The organism is Peterkaempfera podocarpi (assembly GCF_042466665.1).
Classification (GTDB): Bacteria; Actinomycetota; Actinomycetes; order Streptomycetales; family Streptomycetaceae; genus Peterkaempfera; species Peterkaempfera podocarpi.
This window is the reverse complement of record NZ_CP162102.1, coordinates 7119073-7138085: the sequence shown is the minus strand read 5'-3', so window position 1 is coordinate 7138085 and position 19013 is coordinate 7119073. Positions and strand designations below refer to the sequence as shown.

16 protein-coding genes are annotated in these 19013 nt (G+C 74.4%); 6 read left to right on the top strand and 10 right to left on the bottom strand.

Annotation, left to right across the window (positions count from 1 at the left end; genetic code table 11):
- The first annotated feature begins 22 nt into the window (after window positions 1–22).
- Window positions 23–1129, top strand: coding sequence for a GNAT family N-acetyltransferase (locus tag AB0761_RS31370; RefSeq protein ID WP_377272553.1), 1107 nt, complete (start codon window positions 23–25; stop codon window positions 1127–1129).
- 66 nt (window positions 1130–1195) lie between these two features.
- On the opposite strand, the gene AB0761_RS31365 is transcribed toward AB0761_RS31370, so the two are convergent.
- A complete protein-coding gene (locus AB0761_RS31365; protein WP_377272552.1) occupies window positions 1196–2392 on the bottom strand; it encodes an FAD-dependent oxidoreductase in 1197 nt (398 codons plus the stop codon).
- A 181-nt stretch (window positions 2393–2573) separates the two neighbouring features.
- Here AB0761_RS31365 and AB0761_RS31360 point away from each other — a divergent pair, with 181 nt between their 5' ends.
- On the top strand, window positions 2574–3197 hold the full coding sequence (locus AB0761_RS31360; RefSeq protein ID WP_377272551.1) for a PadR family transcriptional regulator: 624 nt from the start codon (window positions 2574–2576) through the stop codon (window positions 3195–3197).
- Here AB0761_RS31360 and AB0761_RS31355 read toward each other — a convergent pair whose 3' ends face one another.
- A complete protein-coding gene (locus tag AB0761_RS31355; protein WP_377272550.1) occupies window positions 3198–4214 on the bottom strand; it encodes a PHP domain-containing protein in 1017 nt (338 codons plus the stop codon). It abuts the gene before it with no gap.
- An 18-nt stretch (window positions 4215–4232) separates the two neighbouring features.
- Entirely contained in the window at window positions 4233–5189 is a 957-nt protein-coding gene (locus AB0761_RS31350; RefSeq protein ID WP_377272549.1) for a Ku protein, read from the bottom strand.
- Between AB0761_RS31350 and ligD (AB0761_RS31345) the strand changes: the two genes are divergently transcribed.
- Window positions 5188–6123: a non-homologous end-joining DNA ligase gene (ligD, locus tag AB0761_RS31345; protein ID WP_377272548.1), complete on the top strand. Its 936-nt coding sequence runs from the start codon at window positions 5188–5190 to the stop codon at window positions 6121–6123. The two genes, AB0761_RS31350 and ligD (AB0761_RS31345), sit on opposite strands and share 2 nt — an antisense overlap.
- A 64-nt stretch (window positions 6124–6187) precedes the next feature.
- On the opposite strand, the gene ligD (AB0761_RS31340) is transcribed toward ligD (AB0761_RS31345), so the two are convergent.
- Entirely contained in the window at window positions 6188–7174 is a 987-nt protein-coding gene (ligD, locus tag AB0761_RS31340; RefSeq protein ID WP_377272546.1) for a non-homologous end-joining DNA ligase, read from the bottom strand.
- 52 nt (window positions 7175–7226) lie between these two features.
- Window positions 7227–8018, bottom strand: coding sequence for a glutamate racemase (locus AB0761_RS31335; protein WP_377272545.1), 792 nt, complete (start codon window positions 8016–8018; stop codon window positions 7227–7229).
- Between the two features lie 87 nt (window positions 8019–8105).
- Between AB0761_RS31335 and tsaA the strand changes: the two genes are divergently transcribed.
- Entirely contained in the window at window positions 8106–8522 is a 417-nt protein-coding gene (tsaA, locus tag AB0761_RS31330) for a tRNA (N6-threonylcarbamoyladenosine(37)-N6)-methyltransferase TrmO (RefSeq protein WP_377272544.1), read from the top strand.
- Between the two features lie 51 nt (window positions 8523–8573).
- A complete protein-coding gene (locus tag AB0761_RS31325) occupies window positions 8574–9725 on the top strand; it encodes a glycosyltransferase (protein ID WP_377272543.1) in 1152 nt (383 codons plus the stop codon).
- Between the two features lie 71 nt (window positions 9726–9796).
- Here AB0761_RS31325 and AB0761_RS31320 read toward each other — a convergent pair whose 3' ends face one another.
- From AB0761_RS31320 to AB0761_RS31300, 5 genes are all read right to left on the bottom strand, one after another.
- On the bottom strand, window positions 9797–11017 hold the full coding sequence (locus AB0761_RS31320) for a glycosyltransferase (RefSeq protein ID WP_377272542.1): 1221 nt from the start codon (window positions 11015–11017) through the stop codon (window positions 9797–9799).
- Between the two features lies 1 nt (window position 11018).
- Window positions 11019–12212 carry an ABC transporter ATP-binding protein gene (locus tag AB0761_RS31315; RefSeq protein ID WP_377272541.1) on the bottom strand — a complete coding sequence of 398 codons (1194 nt, stop codon included), beginning with the start codon at window positions 12210–12212 and terminating at the stop codon, window positions 11019–11021.
- The gene (locus AB0761_RS31310; protein ID WP_377272540.1) at window positions 12202–13089 is read right to left on the bottom strand and encodes an ABC transporter permease; all 888 of its coding nucleotides are present in this window, start codon (window positions 13087–13089) and stop codon (window positions 12202–12204) included. Before AB0761_RS31310 ends, AB0761_RS31315 begins: the two co-directional genes overlap by 11 nt.
- A gap of 241 nt (window positions 13090–13330) precedes the next feature.
- The gene (locus AB0761_RS31305; RefSeq protein WP_377272539.1) at window positions 13331–16147 is read right to left on the bottom strand and encodes an ATP-binding protein; all 2817 of its coding nucleotides are present in this window, start codon (window positions 16145–16147) and stop codon (window positions 13331–13333) included.
- A 208-nt stretch (window positions 16148–16355) separates the two neighbouring features.
- Window positions 16356–17456, bottom strand: coding sequence for a glycosyltransferase family 4 protein (locus AB0761_RS31300; protein ID WP_377272538.1), 1101 nt, complete (start codon window positions 17454–17456; stop codon window positions 16356–16358).
- 262 nt (window positions 17457–17718) lie between these two features.
- On the opposite strand from AB0761_RS31300, the gene AB0761_RS31295 reads away from it, so the two are divergent.
- Window positions 17719–18879 (top strand): glycosyltransferase family 4 protein, encoded by a 1161-nt coding sequence (locus AB0761_RS31295; protein WP_377272537.1) that lies wholly within the window; start codon window positions 17719–17721, stop codon window positions 18877–18879.
- Window positions 18880–19013 lie beyond the last annotated feature (134 nt).

Genomic DNA, 19013 nt, shown 5'->3' with positions numbered 1-19013 from the left:
TCAGGGCGAGATGGAGGTACGCATGGACGGCGCGCCGCAGCCGGAGGTGCACCGTTCACCGGTACTGCCCGCCGGGGTCGAGGAGGGCTGGCGGGCGCTGGTCGCCGCGACCCCGGGCGGGTCGTGGTTCATGACACCCGACTGGGTGCTCTCCTGGTGGGAGACCATGGGCGCGGACCTGCCGCCGGGCGCCGCCGAGGTCGCCGTGTGGCGCGGCCCCGGCGGGGCGGTGGAGGCGGTGGCCCCGCTGCTGCACACCCGGCTGCGGCTGCATCCGCGGGCCCCGGTCTCGGCGCCCTGCGTCACCCTGCTGGGCTCCGGGGCGGGGGCGGCGGACCACTGCGGTCTCCCGTCCCTGCCCGGGCGCCGGGCGGACGTCCGGGAGTGGCTGGCACAGCGGGGCCGCGGCGCCAGTCTGTGGCTGCCCAATGTGGACCCCGGGCAGACCGGCCTGCTCCCGTCCGGCGTCCGCACGGTGGAGCGGTTCCCCTGCCCCCGCGCGGACCTCTCCGCCGGGGTGGACGCCCTGGGGTCCCGGCAGTTCCGGGCCGATGTGCGCCGCTACGGGCGCAAGCTCGCCGCCGCCGGGGTGTCCTTCCGCTGGGTACCGCCCGGGGAGGCCGGGCCGGAGCTGCTGGACGAGGTGATGCGGCTGCATCTGCTCCGCCGCGCCGCGCTGGGGCGGCCCACCACCTTCGACGCCGCCCGCCGCCCCCTGCACCATCGGCTGCTGGAGCGGTCCGCCGGCGGCTCCGGGCCCGGCCGGGGCCCCGCGCTGCTGGTCGCCTCCTCCGGCGGGGAGGTGGTCGGCGGGCTCTACGGCTTCCTGTGGGGGGACACCTTCGCCTACTACCAGATCGGCTGGGACCCGGCGTGGGCACCGCTGCGACTGGGCACCGCGGTCATCGCCGAGGCGATGCGGGCCTGTGCCGGGCGGGGAGTGCGGACCTTCGACTTCCTGCGCGGCACCGAACCGTACAAGTACCGCTTCGGCGCCGTGGACCGGCACGACCTCGGTCTGCTGCTCCCTCGCGGGGCGGGCGGGGCGCTGCTCGGGCTGCGGCAGCGGGTCCGGGCCCGCCGGTCTGCGGCGGGCCCGGCGGCGGACGGGCGAGCCGACCGGTCCTGACGAGCGGTGGCAGGCCGCGGGCCGCCACCGCCCGCCCTCCGGCACATCTGCCGAACGGCCGCCCGGTCAGCCGACCGGCGCCTGCCAGTCGATGTGGTGGGTGAACTGCCAGGACTGCTTCTCCGGCTTCATCAGCCGCATCGCCATCGGCATCAGCGCATCCCGGACGACCCGGGCGACGGGGCCGGCGGCCTTGTCGGAGTTGGTGCGGGCCGCGGCCTTGATGATCCGTTCGACCCTGGTGCGGCGCAGCGCCTCGTAGGCGGCGAAGGCCTCCTGGTGGGGCAGGTCGCGCAGACAGCGGGCCAGTTGGACGGCGCTCTCCGCGGTCAGCGAGGCGCCCTGCCCCGAGCTGGAGGACGGGGCGTGCGCCGCGTCACCGGTGATGACCAGGCGGCCGCGGCTCCACTGCGGGACGCGGGCCATGCTCTCCATGGAGCCGGTCATCACCAGATCGGCCGGGTCCAGCCGGTCCACCAGCCGCAGGGCCGGGGTCCGGTCGTCGGCGACGGCGGCGCGCAGCAGCGGCAGCCAGTGCGCGGCGCCCCGGGCGGTGGCCTCGGAGGCCGACATGGGTTCGTCCCAGGGCAGATTGATGAACCATCCGCCGCTGCCGTCCGCGTCGACCATCCAGCCGAAGAAGGCCCGTCTGCCGAAGCTCATGTGCATCTGTCCGCCGGTGGACGGCAGTCCTGCGTCCGGGAGGCGGCCGCCGAAGCCGAGCAGCCGGTGGTAGGTGGGCTGCGGTGCCTGCGGGTCGATCAGCCGGCGCACGGTGGAGCGGATCCCGTCGGCGCCGATCAGTACATCGGCCTCGGCGGTGGTGCCGTCGGCGAAGCGGGCGACGACACCGTCCCCGGTCTCCTCGGCGGTGACCAGGCGCTTGCCGTGGTGGATGGCGATGCCCCGCTGCCGCGCCGCGTCATGGAGGGTCCGGTAGAGCTCCCCCCGCCACAGGAACTGCTGCGGAGGTATGCCCGGGATGCTGCCGAAGGTGGCCAGCGGCCGGTGCTTCCAGTTCTCCAGGACCATCCCGGTCATGGGGGTGCCGATCCGGCGGACCGCGTCGCCGACCCCGATGGCGTCCAGTGCGTCCAGGCCGTTGGGGGCCAGGCTGAGTGCGCCGCCGACCCCGTCGGCGACGGTGCTGTAGGCCTCGTGGACGGTGGCCTCGATTCCCGCCTGGGCCAGGGCCATCGCGGCGATCGGGCCGCCGATGCCGCCACCGACGACCAGGGCGGTGCGGGTGTGCTGCCGACTCATCTCCGTGCTCTCCCCACTGTTTGCGGCAGCGCCCGGCGACGGTGCGGTCCTGATGGACGCGCTCCACGGCGGTGCCGGCCTCATCCCGGAGTCCTCGTCTGGTCGACGTTCCGGAGTGGTTCGATAGTTGCATTGAAACTAGTCTCAGGTCAACTAGTCGTCCTGCGTCTAGCATAAGGACATGACCTCGCCGCCCCGCAGCTCCCCTCTGGCGCTGACCGTGCTCTGCCTGCTGATCTACCGGCCGCTGCACCCCTACGGGATCCAGCGGCTGATCAAGCAGTGGGGCAAGGACCAGGTGGTCAATGTCAGCCAGCGGGCGAGCCTGTACCGGACCATCGAGCGGCTGCACTCGGCCGGGCTGATCGCGGTGCGGGAGACCGGGAGGGACCAGCTCTACCCGGAGCGCACCGTCTATGAGCTCACCGCGGCCGGCCGGGAGACGGCGCATGCCTGGATGCTGGAGATGCTGAGCACGCCCCGGCAGGAGTACCCGGAGTTCCCCGCCGCCCTCTCCTATCTGATGCTGCTCGCACCGGAGGAGATCGCCGAGGCGCTCGGCCGGCGGGCGGACGCCCTGGAGCGCTCCCTGGCCTCGGCCGAGGCCGCCCAGCAGATGCACCGGCAGAGCGGGCTGCCGAGGATCACCAGCCTGGAGGACGAGTATCTGCACGCTGTGGCCTCGGCCGAACTGCGGTGGATCCGCTCGGTGCTGACGGATCTGCGCGAGGGCCGGCTGGACTGGTCCCCCGAGCAGCTGCTGGCCTATGCGGCGGGCGTCGAGGCCGAAGAGGGGCCGGGCTGATCAGGAGCGGCGCTCACGGCTCCAGGCGAGCAGCCGGTCCACCGTGAGGGTGTTGACGATACGGGAGGGCGGCACCCCGCACGCCTCGGCCCGGGCGCATCCATAGAGCTGCCAGTCGAGCTGGCCCGGGGCGTGCGCGTCGGTGTCGACCGCGAAGAGTGCCCCCGCATCCAGGGCCGCGCGGATCAGCCGGCGCGGCGGATCCCGGCGATCCGGCCGGGAGTTGATCTCCACCGCGGTGCCGCTCTCGGCGCAGGCCGCGAAGACCTCCTCCGCGTCGAACTGCGACTCCGGCCGCCCCCGGCCGGTGACCAGCCGCCCGGTGCAGTGGCCGAGGATGTCCACCCGGGGATTGCGGACGGCCGCGACCATCCGGCGGGTCATCGCCGGTGCGTCCATCCGCAGCTTGGAGTGGACCGAGGCGACCACGAGGTCCAACTGCGCCAGCAGTTCGGGCTCCTGGTCGAGCGCTCCGTCGTCGAGGATGTCGCACTCGATACCGGTGAGCAGCCGGAAGGGGGCCAGCGTCGCATTGAGCTCTGCCACGACCCGCAGCTGCTCGCGCAGCCGGTCGGGGCTGAGGCCGCGGGCGACGGTGAGTCTCGGCGAGTGGTCGGTGAGGACCGCCCACTGGTGGCCCAGCGCGCGGGCGGTCTCGGCCATCAGCGGGATCGGGCTGCCGCCGTCCGACCAGTCCGAGTGCAGATGACAGTCGCCGCGCAGCGCCTCCCTGAGCCGCTGCCCGCCCTCGGTGAGCGGCCGGCGGGCGTGCTGCTCCAGGTCGTCGAGGTAGTCCGGGGTGGCGCCCTGCAGTGCCTGCTCGACCACGGCGGCCGTCCTGGGGCCGATGCCGGGGAGGGCGGTGAGGGTCCCGGCGCGCCGCCGCCCCTCCACCTCGTCCCCGGGAAGGGCGGCGATCGTCGTGGCAGCGGTGCGGAACGCCTTCACCCGATGGGTTGCGGCCTGGTCGCGCTCCAGCAGGAAGGCGATCCGGTTCAGCGCCTCGACCGGGTCCACGGGCGGGTTCCTCCCGGCTCAGGCGCTGGCCCGTTTGCGTGTGGCGGTCTTCTTGGCGGCCGTCTTCTTGGCTGCGGTCTTCCCGCCGCTGCCGGCGGACGCCTCGCCCTTGGCCGCGCCCTTGCGGGCGGGCTGCTTACGGGCCGGCGTGCCCGGATCCTTCTCCGCCCGGGCCGCGGCGGACCCGCCGGCCCGGCTGCGCTCGGCGGCCTCGACGCTGGCGGAGAGGGCGGACATCAGATCGATGACATTGTCCGGGGCCATCGCCTCGGCCTCCTCGCCGCTCGGCGGCTCCACCCCCTCGAGTTTGGCCGCGACCAGTGAGTCCAGGGCCTGCTGGTAGTCGTCGTGCAGGGCCTGGAGGTCGAAGTCCTCGCTGAGGGTGTCCATCAGCGAGGTGGCCATCTTCAGCTCCTGCGGCCGTACGTCGACCTTTCCCTGCGGCTCCAGCCCGGCCGCCGGGCGGACCTCGTCGGGCCAGAGCATGGTCTGCAGCACCAGCAGCTCACCGCGGACCCGCAGCAGCGCCAGGCTCTCCCGGGTACGGAGTGTGATCTTGGTGACCGCGGCCCGGCCGCTGCCGCTGAGCGCCTCGCGCAGCAGCACATAGGGCTTGGCGGCGGCGGGGCCGGCGGTCTGCAGGTAGTACGGCTTGGCGAGCAGCAGCGGGTCCACCTCGGAGGCGTCCACAAAGGCCAGCACGTCGATGATCTTCTTACTGGGCAGCGGCAGATCGGAGAGGTCGTCGTCGGTGAGCACCGCGGTGCGGCCGTCCGGGGACTCATAGGCCTTGGCGATCTCCGCGTAGGGGACCTCACGGTTCTCCTTCTCGCAGTACCGCTTCACACGGATTCGGCCACCGTCCTCGGCATGGACCTGATGGAGGCTGACACCGTGCTCCTCGGTGGCAGGGAAGAGCTGCACGGGGATGCTCACCAGACCGAAGGTGATGGCACCTTTCCAGGTACTGCGCATGGTTCTGTCCCTTCTGGGGGATTTTCACGGTATGCCGGACCGGATCGCCACGACAGTCGACGGCCGCCGACTGGCTCTCGGCAACCTGGAGAAGGTCCTCTGGCCGGCGACCGGCTTCACCAAGGGCGAGGCGCTGCACTACTACGCCCTGGTGGCCCCCGCACTGCTGCCGCAGGTGTGCCGCCGCCCCGCGTCGTTCGTGCGGTTCCCAGACGGTGTCGAGGGCGAGCTCTTCCACATCAAGCACCCGCCCCCGGGGCTGCCGGAGTGGGCGCCCACCGCGGAGATCCACGGCAAGGAGGGCACCCGCCGCCAGGTGCTGGTGGACGACATGGCGACGCTGATGGCGCTGGCGAACCTGGCGGCACTGGAAGTGCACGTCCCCCAGTGGACCGTGGACGGCGGACGGAACGCCCATGACCGCCTGGTGGTGGACCTCGACCCCGGGCCGGGCGTGGGCCTGCCGGAGTGCTGCCGGGTCGCCTGCCTGGTCCGCTCCGCACTGGCCGAGGACGGGCTGGAGTGCTGGGTGAAGACCAGCGGCTCCAAGGGCCTGCACCTGTACGCACCGATCGCACCGGCACCCGGGCGGCTGGTCTCCGACTACGCCAGGGCACTGGCGCAGCGCCTGGAGGCCGACCGGCCCGACCTGGTGCTGCACCGGATGGCGCGGCAGCTGCGACAGGGCAAGGTGTTCGTCGACTGGAGCCAGAACGCCAGCGCCAAGACCACCGCGGCGGCCTACACCCTGCGGGCCGGACGCACCCCTGCCGTCTCGGCGCCCGTCGGCTGGGACGAGGTGGCCGGCTGCACCCGTGCGGAGGACCTCTCCTTCACCCCCGGGCAGGTGCTGGCCCGCATCGAACGGGACGGTGACCTCTTCGCCGCCCTCGCCGATCCCGGCCGCGCCCGGCCCCTGCCTCCGGCGTCCTGATCCTCCCGGCCGCCGAGCCCCTGGACCCTGCCCCTCGACCGTGCCCGACCGCCCGCGGCGGCGCTCAGTAGGGCGCGCGGTCCGCCGCATCGCCGCGCAGCCCCCGCCAGACCGGTTGCCGAAGCCGCCCGCCGGTGGTCCGCTCCAGATACTCGACCTCCCCCCGGAGCACCGGACGGACCCACCGCACCCCCCGCCCCGCCTCCTCGCGGAGCGCCTCCAGATTCGCCGTGAACGGCGGTGTCGGCCCGGCGAGCGGCCGCAGCAGCCCGGCCAGGGTGCGCCGGTCGCGTTCGGTGAAGCCGGTGCCGACCCGGCCGGCGTAGCGCAGTCCGGCGGGGTCGGGCACGCCGATCAGCAACGCCCGGCAGACCTCCGCTTCGGGCCCCTCCGGCATCCAGCCGCCGATGACGACATCGGCGGTACGCAGATGCTTGATCTTGATCCAGTCCCGGGACCGGGCCCCGGGACGGTAGCGCGAGTCCAGCCGCTTGGCGATCAGCCCTTCCAGCCCGGCCGAGCGGGTCCACTCGAAGGCCAGGGTGCCGGTACCCACCCAGTTGGCCGGGACGGCCGCACGGGGATGGCCGATGCCGAGTCCGGCCAGCAGGTCCCGGCGGGCGGTGTACGGCAGTGCGGTGACCTGCCCGCCACGCAGCCACAGCACATCGAAGACCATGGCGGTCACCGGCGCGGCCGCCGCGGCCCGGCGCACCTCCGCCGGACGCTGGAGGCTCATCCGCTCCTGGAGCCGGCCGAAGGAGGGCCTGCCGTCGGGGCCGAGCGAGACGATCTCCGCGTCCAGGATCGCGTCCGCGCCGGCCGGCAGTGCCTGCGGCAGCACGGCCAGCTCGGGGTACTGCGCGGTGACGTCGCGTCCGCTGCGGGACTGCAGCCGGACCGTCCCGTTGCCGGGCAGACCGGCGAGCACCCGCATGCCGTCCCACTTCACCTCGTACGCCCAGTCGTCCTGCCGGGCAGGCAGGGTGCCCGCGACGGCCAGCATCGGCCGCAGGGACGGGAGGAGCACGGCGGCGCCTGCGGGGCTCATCTGACCAGGCTGCGCCCGGTGGCCCCGGCGCGCAGCCCGGGATGTGTGCCCCTCAGTGCGTGACGGCGGCCCCGGCGATCGCCCGGCCCTCGGCGAAGTGCAGCGCCTCCGGGGGCAGCTCGCTCTCCCGGCCGCCGAGGAGCACCCGCAGGGTGCCGCCCCCCAGCGCCGCGGCACGCTCGGGCGCGGCGGCGGCGACCCGGCGCAGGGCCTGCGCCGCGACGGCGTCGGCCGAGCCGAAGAGCGTCAGGCCCGGGTGGGCGGAGCCGGCGACGGCGGCCCTGATCCGCTCGGCGACCAGCTCGTAGTGGGTGCAGCCCAGGACCAGGGCGCTGATCCCCGCCGGGGTGCGGGCCGCGGCGTCGGCCACCGCCGCGGAGATGGCCCGCTCGTCGGCGCGCTCCACGGCGTCCGCGAGCCCGGGGCAGGCCACCTCGGTGACCTCGGCCCCGTCGGCGAAGTCGCGGATCAGGCCGCGCTGATAGGGACTCCCCGTGGTGGCGGGGGTCGCCCAGATCGCCACCGCGTCGCCGGCGGCCGAGGCCGGCTTGATCGCCGGCACGGTGCCGATGACGGGCAGACCGGGTTCGAGCTCGGCGCGCAGCGCCTCCAGGCCGTGCACCGAGGCGGTGTTGCAGGCGACGATCAGCGCGTCGGGTCGGTGGGCGGCGGCGGCCCGGGCGCAGTCCAGGGCGAGCCCGCTGACCTCCTCGGGCGTGCGGGGACCCCACGGCATGCTGGCGGGATCGGAGGAGAGCACCAGGTCGGCGTCGGGGCGCAGCCGCCGCAGGGCGGCCGCGGCGGCGAGCAGGCCGATACCGGAGTCCATCAGTGCGATCTTCACGTTCATCGACCTTAGACGATGTCCCGCCCCCGGGAGCGATGAGGTGCCCTAGGCTGGCGACACGGCCGGAGCCCCAGGGGAGGCAGCATGGACGGCAGCCCGTACCGGGTGCAGCCGATCGGGCGGGTGGAGTCCCCGCTGGTGGACCGGGCCTCCGCACCCCGGCAGGGCGACGAGGGCTCCCCCGAGGCCTGGCTGGTCTTCGAGCCCGAGGTGGCCCAGGGCCTGCACGGGCTGCGGGCCGGGTCCGAGGTGCTGCTGCTGACCTGGCTCGACCGGGCACGGCGCGATGTGCTGACCGTCCGGCCGCGCGGCGACGCGGCCCGCAGGGAGACCGGCGTCTTCTGCACCCGCTCGCCCGACCGTCCCAACCCGGTCGGGCTGCACCGGGTGGAGATCGTGTCGATCGACGGCACCCGGGTGCGGGTACGCAACCTCGAGGCGCTGGACGGCACGCCGATCGTCGATGTGAAACCGGTACTCGGGCCGCCCGGCGAGCGGTGACCGCGTCGGCGGGGGCCCCGGCAGGACGCCCGGTGCGGCAGACTGCGGGGCGTGACGGTGCTCGGGTGGATCTCCGCGGTATCCCTGGCGGCCTGGGTGTGGCTGACCCTGTGCCACGGCTTCTTCTGGCGGACCGATGTCCGGCTGCCGCCGGGCGGGGACGCCCCTGACCGCTGGCCTTCGGTCGCGGTGGTGGTCCCGGCCCGCGACGAGGCCGAGGTGCTGCCGCTGAGCCTGCCGAGCCTGCTGGCACAGCAGTACCCGGGCGAGGCCCGGGTGGTGCTGGTGGACGACGGCTCCACGGACGGCACCGGGGAACTGGCCGCGAAGCTCGGCGCGGCCGGCGGGCTGCCGCTGACCGTCACCACCCCGGGGGAGCCCCCGGCGGGCTGGACCGGCAAGCTCTGGGCGGTGCGGCACGGTGTGGAGCAGGCCGGGGAGCCCGAGTATCTGCTGCTCACCGATGCCGACATCGCCCATGGGCCGGACTCGCTGGCCCGGCTGGTCGCCGCCGCGGAGGCCGCCGGTCTGGACATGGTGTCCCAGATGGCCCGGCTGCGGGTGCGCACCGGCTGGGAGCGGCTGATCGTGCCCGCGTTCGTCTACTTCTTCGCGCAGCTGTACCCGTTCCGCTGGTCCAACCGGGCGCGCGGCCGCACCGCGGCGGCGGCCGGCGGCTGCTCACTGGTACGGCGTGAGGCACTGGAGCGGGCCGGCGGGGTCGAGGTGATCCGGGGCGCGGTGATCGACGATGTGTCGCTGGCCCGGGCGGTGAAGCGTTCCGGAGGGCGGATCTGGCTGGGGCTGGCCGAGCAGGTCGACAGCGTGCGGCCGTACCCGGAGCTCTCCCAGCTGTGGCGGATGGTCTCCCGCAGTGCCTTTGCGCAGTTGCGGCACTCGGTGCTGCTGCTGGCCGGGACGGTGCTGGGTCTGGCGCTGGTCTACCTGGTGCCGCCGGTGGCGACCGTGGCGGGGCTGGTGGGCGGTGCCCCGGTGGTGACGGGTCTGGGGGCGGCCGCGTGGGCGCTGATGGCGGGGACGTATGCGCCCATGCTCCGCTACTACGGGCAGCCGTTGGCGGCGGCGCTGCTGCTGCCGTACACAGCCGCGCTCTATCTGCTGATGACGGTCGACTCCGCGGTCCAGCACTGGCAGGGCCGGGGCGCCGCCTGGAAGGGCCGCACCTATCCGGCGCCCGACTGACAGCCCGTCGCGGCCGGCGGACGCCACGCCCCGGGCGGAGTGCCGCCCGGGGCCGGGAGCTCAGGGCCGGGTCAGTGCTGCTGCTTCAGCAGACGGCGGCCGGTCGGTTTGAGGTAGTCGTAGCGGACCATCTGCTCGGCGTCGCGGAGCCAGCCGGCCAGTCCGGGAGGGGCTGCCAGCGCGGCGCGGTAGAGCTGCTCGAAGGCGGTGGCGACGCTGTCCAGCGAGAAGCGGCCCACCACCCAGGTGCGGCCCCAGGCGGAGAGCCGGGCGCGGCGCCCGGGGTCGTCCAGCAGTCCGCGGATCTGTCCGGCGAGCGCCGCCGGGGAGCGCTCGCCGGTGCCATAGCCGTACATGCAGCGTGAGGCGTGCTCCTCCACCGCCGGTCCGGGCTCGTGGACCGCGGTGTAGCCGCCGGCTCCGTGCACGATCAGCGGTTTGCCGAAGGCCAGTCCACGCAGCGCCGAGCTGCCCATCCCGAGGACCACGTCGGCGGCGGCATAGGCGGTGCGCGGGTCGGGCATCTGCCCGGGGACCAGCACCGCCTCCCGGCCGAGCTCTGCGTTGGCCGCCGCCGCGGCGGCCCGCAGCCGGTCCCGGCTGGGCCCTTCGCCGACCACGGCGAGGCGGACACCCGGGTCGGCGAGCGCCCGCACGGCCTGCACGGTGAGTTCGGCCCCGGCGTCCTTGCCCAGGTCGGGGACCAGACGGGTGACGATCACCAGCAGCCGTTCATCGGGGCCGATGCCGTGGGCGGCACGGAACTCCGCACCGTCCACGGCACCGGGGGCGTCGGTGCCGGTGTCGACCGGGGGCTCGATCAGATGGAGGTCGCGGTGGCCGAAGGCGCGGCCCTCGGACAGCAGCGCCCCCAGGCCGAGCACCAGCGGCTGGTGCCGGGGCATACCGCGGAGCATCCTGATGCCGTAGAAGGTGGTGACCACGGGGAGGCGTCCGTAGCGGCCGGGGCCGAAGTAGGCGTTGCGGGCGGCGGGCACCTCCCAGGCGTGCAGCACCTGGCTGCGGTGCTCACGGGCGAGTCTGCCCAGCCGGGCCCGTACGGCGCCGCGCGGTGTCCCGGGTCCGCCGGCCACCACCAGCGGCAGGCCCTGCGCCGCGGCCTTGTCCACCAGCGGTGCCGGGCCGTCGACGCCACGGGCGAAGAGCACCGGGTGGTGTCCGCGGTCGCGCAGGGTGCGGGCGATGTCGACGGCGTTGATCTGGGCGCCGCCGAGGGCGAGGTTGTTGAGGTGGACGAGGATCCGGATGCCCTCCACGTCACCTGATCTCATGTCAGTCCCCCCAGTGGTGCGGGACGAAGACCGGGGCGGCGAGCACGACGGCGCGCGGCGGGGTGTCCAGCATCGGGCCGAAGACGTCGAACTGCCCGGCGGAGTGCCAGCTCATCAGGGTGCCGCCGTCGGTGCGGCCGATGGAGTAGACACCGGCCCACAGGGTGTAGCGGCCGCGGGGCAGCGGCAGACGCGGGATGGTGCAGCTGACCTTGCGGTCCGCGCCGTCCAGCCGGATCTCATGGCTGATCTGGAAGATCGGGCTGGCGGTGCCCTCGCTCACCCCGAGGTGCAGGGTGGCGTCGCCCCGGTAGTCGCCGCCGAGGAAGAGGTCGACCACCATGGGTTCGTCGGTGAGCAGATTGTCCCGGCCGCTGCCGCGGATTTCGTGCTTGAGCAGTTGCAGCGGCTCGCCGGTGCGGGCGCCGGCCTCCGACTGGGCCTCGATGGAGTCGCGGTAGCCGGCCATGGCGTCCCGGATGCCGGCGTCGACCCGGACGGTGCCCCGGTCGAGCCAGATGCCGCGGGTGCAGATGGACTCCACCGCGGGCAGGTCGTGGGAGACGAAGACCAGGGTGGTGCCCTGGTCCAGCACCTCACGCATCCGGTCCAGGCAGCGCTGCTGGAAGACGGCGTCGCCGACCGCCAGCACCTCGTCGACCAGCAGCACATGCGGCTCCAGGTAGGCGGCCACGGCGAAGCCGAGCCGCATCTGCATCCCGGAGGAGTAGAACTTCACCTGGCGGTCGATGGCGTCGTTCAGCCGGGCGAACTCCACGATGTCGTCGAAGCGCCCGGCGACCTCACGGCGCTTCAGGCCGAGCAGTGCACCGAAGAGGTAGATGTTCTCCCGGCCCGTCAGATCGGGGTGTATACCGGCCCTGATCTCGATCAGGGCGCCGATCCGGCCCCGGACGTCGATGTCGCCCGCGTACGGGTACATCACCCGGGTCAGCATCTTCAGCAGGGTGGACTTGCCGGAGCCGTTGGAGCCGATCAGGCCGACGGCCTCGCCCGGCTCGATGTGCAGATTGATGTCGCGCAGCGCCCAGCGCCAGTCCTCGCCGCGCCGGCCGCGCAGCCTGCGGGTGACGGCCTCGACCTTGTCGCGGAGCAGCATCCGCTGCTGGTCCGCCTTGAACCGCTTCCAGACGTGCTCGGTGCGGATGGTCCCGTCGGGCAGCTCACGCGACATCGGCGATCCCCGTCTCGAGCTTCTTGAAGAGGAGGTAGCCGCCCACCAGGTAGACCAGTGAGCTGGCGGCGGCGATCAGGGTCAGCCGGGTGTCCGGCACGTCGCCGTAGAGCAGCGCCCCGCGATATCCCTCGATGACGGCGCCCAGCGGGTTGAAGGCCACATAGATCTCCTGGAGCCGCTGCGGGATCTGGGACAGCGGATAGGCGACCGGGGTGGCGAAGACCCCCATCTGGGTGATGATCGGCAGCAGATGCCGGACGTCCCGCAGATAGACCACCGCGATGGAGAGCACCAGCGCCACGCCGTAGGTGAAGGTGAACTGGATCAGCAGCAGCGGCAGCGCCCAGGCGGCGGTGGCCGCGGGGACCGTCCAGAAGGCCAGGAAGAGCACCCCGAGCACCCCGATGCCGATCAGCATGTCCACGGTGGCGACCAGCATGGTGGCCAGCGGGAAGACCTCGCGGGGGCAGTAGACCTTGTTGAGCAGGCTGAGGTTGTTGGCGAGGCTCAGCGCGCCCTGGTTCATGGTGTTGCTGAAGAACTGCCAGACGATCAGGCCGACATAGGCGAAGAGCGCATAGGGCGCCGTGCCGGTGTCGATCTTCACTGCCCGGTGGAAGACCAGGGTGAAGATGGCGCACAGCGCCAACGGGGTCAGCACCGCCCAGGCGAAGCCCAGCACCGCCTGCTTGTAACGGGCCCTCAGATCCCGCTCGGCCAGCGCCCTTACCAGCTCACGGGCCCCCCAGAGTTCCCTGGCCACCTGCGCCGGCCGCAGCCGGCGTTTGAACACCATGCCGAGCGGCGGCCCCTCCGCCACGGCGGCGCCTCCCCCGGCGCGCACCTCGGCCACCTGTGCGTTGCGTCCCCCCACGGACCTCCGCCTTTCCGTCCCCCCAGCGGTCCCGTACCGGGACCGGGTCTGCCCAACTCTGGCACAGAATGTGGCCGACCGGAGGTGATTCGGTGAACGTGATCAACACCCTGGCCGGATAGGCCCGGTGGCCCGAACTGCCCCCCGCACCGGCTCCGGACGTCAGCGCAGCCACGGACCTCCGGCCGCAGGCCGCAGGCCGCAAGCCGCGGGCCGCAGGCCGCGGGCCGCAGGCCGCGGATCAGTCGACGGTACGCAGCAGGCGCGGCCGCAGCCCCGCGGCGGCCAGCTCGGCCAGCGCGCGCTCCACCAGACCGTCCGCCCCGCAGCCCACGGCCAGGTCCGCCCCCCGGTACAGCGGCTCCGCCGCCTCGGCGGCACTGCCGCTGCGGCGCAGCGCCGCCCCGAGGTCCACCAGCGCCTGGGCGAACTCATGGGCGTCGGGTGAGCGTTCCAGGTGCTCCACCGCCTCCTGCAGCAGCGCCACCGCCTCGGCGGGGTCGGTCGCCAGCGCCGCGCAGGTGCGCAGCGCCTGCCCCACGGCGGTGGCCGTGCCCTGACGGCGGGCCCGCTCCAGGGTCTGCTCCGCCAGCCGGCGGGCGGCGTCCGGGTCGTCGTCGGCGAGGGCCAGGGCCAAGTGCCCGGCCCAGGGGCACCAGGTGGGATTGAGGACGCCCTTGGCCTCCATACGCCGCCCGACCTCGGTGAGTTCGGCGGCGGCGGCCGGGTGCCGGCCGTCGGCGAGCAGCAGCCGGCCGAGCACCGTCTGCGGGTCGGGGAAGACCACGGCGCAGGGGAACGGCGGGCCGAACTCATGGTCCCGGGCGACCTGCTTGGCCTCCTCGAGCCGGCCGCGGGAGAGCAGCACATCGATGAGCAGCCCGACCGCGTACCACTGGGCGGGCACCCGGCGGCCCACCCGGTCGGCCAGCCGCACCCCCTCGCGGGCGAACTCCTCCGCCTCGCCGAGCCGGCCGCGGCGGAAGCGCACCAGGCCCAGCAGGGTGAAGCCGAAGGAGAGATGCGCTCCGCTCCATCCGGCCTGCTCGCACTCGGCGATGGCGGCGGCGAACATCTCCTCCGCCCGGTCCGGCTGGTCGGCGTACATGAAGGAGAGCGCGGCGACGCTGGGCAGTTCGAAGCCCCAGTCGGCGTCGGTGTAGCTCAGCGGCCGGCCCGGCTGCGCGGCGGGCGCCGGGGTCTGCTGGGGCTCGCCGCCCACCGGCTCCGCGGCTGCCAGGGCGAGGGCGCGGTCGGCGGCGGCCACGGCGACCGGCGCCGGCTCGCCCCGCAGGGTGGCGTCCCAGGCCCGCAGGCAGAGCACGGCGCGTTCGCCCTCGGTACGGCCGGCCAGATGCTCGGCCAGCCGGGCGAGCCGGCGGGAACGCACCGGGCCCTCGCTCTCAGCGGTGTCGAAGACCTGCCAGAGGAAGTGCGCGGCCTGCAGCCGCAGCCGGCCGCGGCGGGACTCGGTGCGGCCCGACTCCTCGCCGACCACCTCCGCGGCCTCCTGGAGCCGGTCGCTGTGGGCGAGCGCCTGCGCGAGGCGGAAGGCGATGTCCTCGCGCAGCTGGGGGTCGAGGTCCGGCTCGGCGAGGGCGGCGTGCAGATGGTTGACGGTGAGGGCGGGTGCGGTGAGCAGGGCGGAGCAGCCGAGTTCATAGCGGACCACGGCGCGGTCGGCGGGGGCCGGCGGCTCCCGCAGGGCGCGTTCCAGGCAGCGGCGGGCCGCTTCGGGGGCACCGGCCCGCAGATTCTCCCGGGCGGCGGCGCGCAGCCGGTCCACGGTGGCGTAGTCGCCGTCGGGGTGGGTCTCCAGCAGATGGCGGGCGGCGGCGGTGATGCCGAGCCCGGCGTCGTCGACGGCCCAGGCGGCCTGGCCGTGCAGCGCGGTGCGCACCGCCGGGGGGATGGCGTGGTAGACCGCGGTGGCGATCAGCGGATGGACGAACTCCAGGGCGGCCGTGCCGGTGAGGATGCGTGCGGCACGCAGCCGGTCCACGGCGTCGGCGGCCTCCGCGGGGCCGAGGCCGCCGACGGTGGCGACGAGGCCGGGCTCGATGGCCGTGCCGAGGACGGCCGCGGCCCAGGCGAGCCGTACGGCGCCCGGGCCCAGGCGCTCCAGGCGGCGGACCAGTCCGGTGCCGCGGGCGGTGGCGGCGAGTTCGCGCAGCAGCGGGGCGGCCTCGCCGACCGGTTCGACGCCGCGGTCCTGGACCCTGGCGATCAGCTCCACGGTCTCATAGGGGTTGCCACCGGTGACCGCCCAGCACTCACGGCAGAAGGACTCGTCGGCGGCCTCGCCGAGGGTGGCCCGTACCAGGCCGCCGACCGCGTCCGGGCTCAGCGCGCTCAGTCCGATGGGCCGGGCGGTGCGGCCGGTGACCAGCTCGCGGAAGGTCTCGGCCTCCACGGGCAGTTCACCGGGGCGGTAACCCAGCACCACCAGGACGGGCAGCTCCTGGATGCGGACGGCGAACGCCGCGAGCCAGGCCAGGGACTCCAGGTCGGCCCAGTGGGCGTCGTCCAGCACCAGGACGACCGGCGGCTGGTGGACGGCCAGTCTGGTGACGACCCAGTCCAGGCCGTCGCGGACGCCCTGGGGGTCGGGCAGCGCGCCGTCGCCCCGGGCGAAGAGGCCGACCGCGGGTCCGGCGATCTCGTACCAGCCGCCGAACAGCTCCCGGCACTCGGCCTCGGTGCGGGAGGCGAGGACGGGCTGAAGCAGCTGCCGCACCACATGGAAGGGGACGGTGTGCTCCTGCTCGCTGCCGCGCGCGAAGAGCACGGTGCAGTCGCGGGCGGTCGCGGCCCGGCGTGCCTCGGCGAGCAGGGTGGTCTTGCCCAGCCCGGCCGCGCCGCTGAAGAGCAGCAGGCCGCCGATTCCCCGGCCGTCGCCGTCGGGCCCGTCGCAGATCCGGTCCACCGCCTCGCGGACCGCGGCCAGTTCACGTTCCCGCTCGAACAGCTGCGGTCCGCGGCCGCGGACCGCGGCGGATGCGCCCTGTCCGGTGCGGTCGGGCGACGCCGCTCCCGACGCCGCCGGTGTCTTGGACACCACCGCGCCCCTCTCCTCGCCTGCACCTTGCGGGGATCGTACTGACAATCGCGCCGTGTGGCAGTGGCTTTGACGGTGGGTGACCCCCCCGTTTCGCCGGACGGCACCGGCCGCACTCCCCCGTGGCCGTCCACCGCCGCCGTGCCGGGTCCGGTTCGGGTGCCCGGGCCCGGTCCTGCGGTCACCGTCCGCCCCCGTGGGCGGGCCGCTACCGGACGGCGGCGACCTCGGCGAGCAGCTGCTGCCAGGCGTCCACGACGACGCCCAGCTCGAAGCGGTCCAGGGCGCGGCGCCGGGCCTCGGCACCCAGGGCCGCGCGGTCGCCGCCGAGCACCTTGCCGAGGCCGTCGGCGAGTGCCTGGGCGTCGCCCGGTGGGGCCAGGACGCCGGTGACGCCGTCCAGGACCACCTCGCGCACCCAGCCCACATCGGTGGCGACGCTGGGCAGCGCGGCGAGGGCGGCCTCGATGAGGACGCCCGGGACCCCTTCGCTGTCGCTGCTGAGCAGCAGCGCGTCGGCGGCCTGGTAGAGCGGCGCCGGGTCGGGCAGTCCGCCGAGGAAGTGCACCCGGCCCGGTGCCAGGGTGTCGGCGTGCTCGGTCAGGGCGCTGCGCAGCGGTCCTTCGCCGGCCACCGCCAGATGGGCGCCCGGGGTTCTGGTGACGGCCTCGACGGCGAGGTCGAGGCGCTTCTCGGGGGCCAGTGCGCCGACCGCCGCGACCAGGGCGACCTCGGCCGGCAGGCCGAGGGCGCTGCGGGCGGCGCTGCGCTGCGCCGGGTCGGCGGCGGGTGGATAGCGGTCGGCGGGGCGGCCGTTGGGTATGGTGCGGACCCGTTCCGGGCGCAGCCGGAAGCGCTCCAGCAGCACCTTGCGGGCGCCGTCGGTGAGCGCGGCGACGGCCGCGGCGCGGCGCAGCATGGCGCCGACGCGCAGCCGCCGGGAGCGGTCGGCGGTCCAGTGGCGGGGGTCGCCGATACTGACATAGATGAAGGGGGTGCGGCTGCCCAGCAGGGCGGCGGCGCAGGCCGGCAGGGTGCTGGAGCCATGGGCGACCACCACGTCGGCGGTCGCGGCCGTGCGGCGCAGGGAGCGCAGGGTGGCGGGGTGGAAGCGGGTGGCGCCGAGCACCGGGAGCGGGTCGCCGGAGGGGGCGTCGGGGTGCGGCTGGAGCGCGGCGAGACGGCTGTCCCAGCCCCGGGCCAGCAGTTCGCCGTGCAGGTCGCGGGCGAGGTTCTGGGCGCCGCGCCGACGGGCGTCGGTGACCAGGTGGAGCACGCGGGGGCGGTGGGCTGACGCGGTGTCCGACATGGTGTCAAACCCTGGCACAGTCACGGCGGTGGTACGGCCGGTTCCGGGCGGTGGTCGACTGCGCGTCATTGAAAGTGACCGTTTTCCGGTGTGCGGCGCTCGGAATCGACCGGATCTTTGCCTCCCGGGAGACAGTCTTTACGTATCCGCACTGGTATTCGCCAGCGGACGCCTGATCCTCCCTGGGATGCTGTGTCGGCGCTCACGCCGGTGTCCGGCCGCCAGGGCCGGGGCGTGTCGCACGAGGGGGGAGACCGGATACATGCATGTGCTCTATGTGATCGACAGCCTGGAGAGAGTCGGCGGCGCGGAGCAGGGGCTGGCCAGTATGGCGCCCCATCTGGTCCGCAGCGGTGTGCAGTTGGACATCGCCTATCTGGTCGACTCCGAGGGCTTCCAGCCCGAACTGACCGCCGCCGGTGCCACCCTCTTCGGAGTGCACCGGCCTCATCGTGCCGCGCGGGTGCGCGGACTGTACGAGCTGCTCCGCGACCGCCGCCCCGACCTGGTGCACACCACCCTCTACGAGTCCGATGTGCTGGGGCGCACCGCCGCGCTGGCCGCCCGGGTGCCGGTGGTCTCCAGCCTGGTCAACTCCTCGTACGGGCCGGAGCATGTGCACGCCCGCGGACTGAGTCCGTGGAAGGTGCGCGCCGCCCAGGCCGTCGACGGGGTCACCGCGCAGGGCACCCGGCGCTTCCATGCGCTCACCCGGCATGTGGCCGGGGCGATGTCCCGGCGGCTGCGGATCTCCGCCGACCGGATCGAGGTGATACCGCGCGGCCGCGACCCCGAGGTGCTGGGGACGGTCACCCCGGAGCGCCGGGCCAAGGTCCGCGCGGCTCTGGGTGTGCCGCAGGAGGCTCCGCTGGTGCTGGCGGCGGCCCGGCAGCAGTACCAGAAGGGTCTGGACGTCCTGCTGGAGGCCTGGCCGCGGGTGCGCCGGGCGGTCCCGGAGGCGATGCTGCTGCTGGCCGGCGGCCCGGGTGCGGAGACCGAGCGGCTGCGCGCCCTCGCCGCGGCCGCCGACCGCGACGGGTCGGAGAGCGTCCGGTTCCTGGGCGCCCGCACCGATGTCTTCGACCTGATGGCGGCGAGCGATGTCTTCACCGCCCCGTCCCGCTGGGAGGGGCTGGGCAGCGCGGCCATGGAGGCCATGGGCGTGGGGGTGCCGCTGGTCTGCTCGGATGTGCCCGCGCTGCGGGAGACCGTGGGGTCCGAGGAGTACGCGACGCTGGTGCCGCCCGAGCGGCCCGGTGCGCTGGCCGACGCGCTCACCGGTGCGCTGGGCGACACCGAGGCGGCCCGGCAGCGGGTGGCGGCGGCCAGGGCGCGGTTCCTGGCGTTCTTCACCCTGCAGCATGTGACCGGCCGCACTGTGGACTTCTACGAGCGGGCGCTCGCCGGGCGGGCCCGGGCCTGACCGCGGGGGGCCGCGGGCCGGGAATTGCCAAAGTGGTTGCGCCGGGCGGCGACTGGGGCAAACATCGCAGGTGAAGCCGGAAGCTCACGGGGGTGGGGATGCAGGTCTTCCGGCCGTTCAGGGGGGTAACAGGT

Excerpts from the sequence above, each read along its gene's own strand:
- AB0761_RS31365 (WP_377272552.1), bottom strand. The coding sequence starts at position 2,392 with ATGAGTCGGCAGCACACCCGCACCGCCCTGGTCGTCGGTGGCGGCATC.
- ligD (WP_377272548.1), top strand. The coding sequence starts at position 5,188 with ATGGTTCTGTCCCTTCTGGGGGATTTTCACGGTATGCCGGACCGGATC.
- AB0761_RS31315 (WP_377272541.1), bottom strand. The coding sequence starts at position 12,212 with ATGTCGCGTGAGCTGCCCGACGGGACCATCCGCACCGAGCACGTCTGG.
- AB0761_RS31295 (WP_377272537.1), top strand. The coding sequence starts at position 17,719 with ATGCATGTGCTCTATGTGATCGACAGCCTGGAGAGAGTCGGCGGCGCG.
- AB0761_RS31370 (WP_377272553.1), top strand. The coding sequence starts at position 23 with ATGGACGGCGCGCCGCAGCCGGAGGTGCACCGTTCACCGGTACTGCCC.
- tsaA (WP_377272544.1), top strand. The coding sequence starts at position 8,106 with ATGGACGGCAGCCCGTACCGGGTGCAGCCGATCGGGCGGGTGGAGTCC.
- AB0761_RS31320 (WP_377272542.1), bottom strand. The coding sequence starts at position 11,017 with ATGAGATCAGGTGACGTGGAGGGCATCCGGATCCTCGTCCACCTCAAC.
- AB0761_RS31300 (WP_377272538.1), bottom strand. The coding sequence starts at position 17,456 with ATGTCGGACACCGCGTCAGCCCACCGCCCCCGCGTGCTCCACCTGGTC.
- ligD (WP_377272546.1), bottom strand. The coding sequence starts at position 7,174 with ATGAGCCCCGCAGGCGCCGCCGTGCTCCTCCCGTCCCTGCGGCCGATG.
- AB0761_RS31360 (WP_377272551.1), top strand. The coding sequence starts at position 2,574 with ATGACCTCGCCGCCCCGCAGCTCCCCTCTGGCGCTGACCGTGCTCTGC.
- AB0761_RS31350 (WP_377272549.1), bottom strand. The coding sequence starts at position 5,189 with ATGCGCAGTACCTGGAAAGGTGCCATCACCTTCGGTCTGGTGAGCATC.